The following is a 616-nucleotide window of genomic DNA, read 5'->3' as shown; positions in this document are numbered from 1 at the left end:
CCGCCCCGCCCGGACACGGCACCACGTCGGCGGGCCCCCGCGCCACACCCCGCCCGCACCGCCGCCACCAGCCGCGCATGCCGCCGCCCGCACTCGGCACGGGTCCGCCACAGCACCTCGGCGAGGTTGTCGCAGCCCCCGAGCAACCGCCCCGAACCGATCGGCACCGGCGCCCGCATCCGATCCGGCCGGGGATCACAGGCGAAGACCGACCGCAACGCCACGACCATCTGCTCCGCGGCGGCGAGCACCCGCCGCTGCCCGTCCGTCTTCCCGGCCACCCGCAGCGGCAGCAGAGCCGTGCCGAGCCGATCGTCGGGCAGCGGGGCCCGCGTCACCGGCGACTGCCCGGCCGTATGCCAGGCGGCCTGTACGAAGGGCCGGCTCGGATCGCGCAGCGCCGTCTCCAGCAGGACGACCCCGCCCGCGCTCAGCCGCTCCCCCACGATCCGCAGTTCGGGCTCGGCCTGGACGGCGACGTCGAGCCGCACAGGCCCCTCGGGGCCGTCGGCGGTGCACCCGATACGGAAGCCGCGCCGCCGCTGGGCGTCGGGCCGCGCCCGTTCCGGAACGCACGCGACCGGATCGGGGAACACCTCCCCCACCCCGGCACCCC

The 616-nt window shown here is 77.9% G+C and carries 1 pseudogene; it reads right to left on the bottom strand.

Annotated elements, in window-relative coordinates:
* A pseudogene (locus L0P92_RS44825) lies at positions 1 to 616 on the bottom strand (ATP-binding protein); the annotation flags it as partial.

The organism is Streptomyces muensis, from assembly GCF_021474425.1.
Lineage (GTDB): Bacteria > Actinomycetota > Actinomycetes > Streptomycetales > Streptomycetaceae > Streptomyces > Streptomyces muensis.
The sequence above is the reverse complement of the archived record's forward strand: the minus strand, read 5'-3'. Positions and strand labels throughout refer to the sequence as shown.